This window comes from uncultured Cardiobacterium sp., assembly GCF_938028185.1.
Classification (GTDB): Bacteria; Pseudomonadota; Gammaproteobacteria; order Cardiobacteriales; family Cardiobacteriaceae; genus Cardiobacterium.
In genome coordinates, this window is record NZ_CALJAH010000218.1 from 1 (window position 1) to 2,218 (window position 2,218).

Here is a 2,218-nt window from a genome sequence, read left to right on the forward strand (position 1 = left end):
TGGTCAGGCTCCAGGGAAATTGATGATTGTATAGAATTTAGAGAGGATTGCTATAGATACGGCGCGGGTTTCCCTAAAAAGATGACTCCGCCATTTTTTTAGGGTGCCCGGTCAGGCGGCGCAACACCGTAATGGGGCTTTCGGTGGATGGCTATAAATAGCACCTAAAGCCTCAATACAGTATTGCACCGCCTGGCCGGTTGACTGGCAGGCCGAAAACCGTGGGCAGCCGTGAGCACCCGCAAGTCGTCCCGTTCCCGTTTGTCCGGGTTGCCCACCGCTTCAGAGTATGCCGCGCTCAGTAGGCGATTTTCAGGGTTTCTTCGGCACCGCCGGCGATGGCGGGCGAGCGGCTGATGGCAAGTTGTTGTTCGGCGGAGAAGCCGATGGTTTCGCCGTCGTGCAGGGTGACGTCCTGACCGATGAGGTAGGCGCAGATGCCGGTGAGGGTGCTGTGGATGTCGTTCATGTCGTGCTGGCTGGCGCGGATTTCCATCTCCATTTTGTCGAATTGTGTCATGCCGATGGTGTAGGCGTGGTTGCCGCCCTCATCCGCATAGAGGCCGATGAAGACCCAGACGGGAACGGGCTGCTCGCCCTGGTGCATGGCGTCACAAAAGGTGCGGTAGAAGTCGGGGGCGAAGACGGTGCCGGAGGTGTACACGCCGAGCGCGTTCGCATCCGCCAGGCAACTGCTGATGATTTTGCTGTAGAGCTGCATCAACTCCGCTGCCGTGCTACCGCCGGTCGGCATGACAACGACGAGCAGATGTGCCTGGTGCTGGCGCGTGGTTTCTACCGCTTCCGGCCAGTAGTAGTTGCAGGCGGCGGCCTGTTCGGCTTCATGGTTGGGGATGGGCGCGGGCATGAGGCTGACGGCACAGAGGTTGCCTGCAATGTTGAAGGTGAGCATTTCGCCGCCGAGCGGCATCCCGTCGTCGTCAGGAGCGATGCCCCATTCTTGTTGCAGGGTACGGAGGAAGGCGGCGCTGTCGAAGCGGTTTTCTTTGAGGAGGACGAAGCCTTGGGCGTGAGACATGGGGGTTCCTTTGTGGTGGTTAGGCGTTGAGCGCCAGTTGGGCGAAGCGTTGTAGCAGGGCGGTCGCGTGCGGTTGGGCGGCAGGAACGGCGGCGATCAGCGCATCGGCATCGGCGATGTGCGCACGGTTCTGCGCGATGCCCGCGCGCATGCCTTCTTGGGCAAATTCGGGGTGGAATTGGACGCCCCAGGCGTTTTTGCCGAGGCGGTAGGCGTGGTGCGGGTCGTGCGCGTTGGCAACCAGCGGCACCGCGCCGGGCGGCAGCTGCAAGACGCTTTCGCTGTGCCAGGCATTGGCGCTAAAGGTTGCGGGTAGCGGTGCAAAGAGCGGGTCGTCGTCGCAGGCGGGCAGGCGGTTCAGGGTGATGTTGCCGATTTCCGCACCGTTGGGGTTCGCGCCTACTGTGCCGCCGAAGGCGTCGGCAAGCAGTTGGTGGCCGTAGCAGATGGCGAAAACGGGCAGTTCGCGCGCGACCGCTTCTTGTAGCCACGGGCGCAGTGCTTCGCTCCAGGGCAGGCGTTCGCCCACCATGTGCACCGAGCCGGTGAGGATGACGCCGCGGCAGTCCGCGTGCGTGGGCGGTGCTTCGCCCCCGATGATGTCGATGCTGCGGGTCGCGCTGCTGAGGTTTTGGGCGATCCAGTCTTCGTAGCCGCCAAGGCGGGCGCAGGTTTCGGCGCTGGGCGCACCGAGGCGGAGGATGGTGATGGGAGCCATGCGTGTTTCTTTGGTGTCGCGGGATAAAAATATGGCAGCACGTTATCCGTGCTGCCGCTGTTTTGCGGCGTTTTCAGCCCGCCTGCGGTAGCGGGTAGTTTTCGCCGTAGTCGATTTCGATGCTGCTATCACGGTCCAGTTCGGTCCAGCACCAGCTTTGCGGGGACTTTTCGAGCGCGAGGCAGAGTTTGTTGTTGAGGTCGTGCCCGGATTTGTAGCCTTGGTAGTGGCCGATGAGCGGTGCGCCGAGGAGGTAGAGGTCGCCGACGGCATCCAGCAGTTTGTGGCGCACGAATTCGTCGTCAAAGCGCAGGCCTTGTTCGTTCAAAACGCGGTAGTCATCGACGACGATGGCGTTGTCCAGTCCGCCGCCCAAGGTCAGGCCGTGGCTTTGCAGGTATTCGATGTCGCGCAAAAAGCCGAAGGTGCGAGCGCGGCTGATTTCGCGGATGTAGCGGCGG

At 62.1% G+C, this 2,218-nt stretch carries 3 protein-coding genes; all 3 read right to left on the reverse strand.

Features of this window, described 5'->3' with window-relative positions; genetic code table 11:
• Nucleotides 1-298: 298 nt before the first annotated feature.
• Entirely contained in the window at nucleotides 299-1,039 is a 741-nt protein-coding gene (locus tag Q0349_RS06400) for a DUF4261 domain-containing protein (RefSeq protein ID WP_298080045.1), read from the reverse strand.
• Nucleotides 1,040-1,058: 19 nt separating this feature from the next.
• Complete coding sequence (locus Q0349_RS06405; protein WP_298080046.1) at nucleotides 1,059-1,757, reverse strand: glutamine amidotransferase; 699 nt, start codon at nucleotides 1,755-1,757, stop codon at nucleotides 1,059-1,061.
• A gap of 73 nt (nucleotides 1,758-1,830) precedes the next feature.
• Nucleotides 1,831-2,218 (reverse strand): UDP-3-O-acyl-N-acetylglucosamine deacetylase (locus Q0349_RS06410; protein WP_298080047.1); only part of this gene is annotated, 388 nt, incomplete at its 5' end.

Bases quoted from the DNA above. Each gene is read 5' to 3' on its own strand.
- Q0349_RS06400 (WP_298080045.1), bottom strand. From the start codon at position 1,039: ATGTCTCACGCCCAAGGCTTCGTCCTCCTCAAAGAAAACCGCTTCGAC.
- Q0349_RS06405 (WP_298080046.1), bottom strand. From the start codon at position 1,757: ATGGCTCCCATCACCATCCTCCGCCTCGGTGCGCCCAGCGCCGAAACC.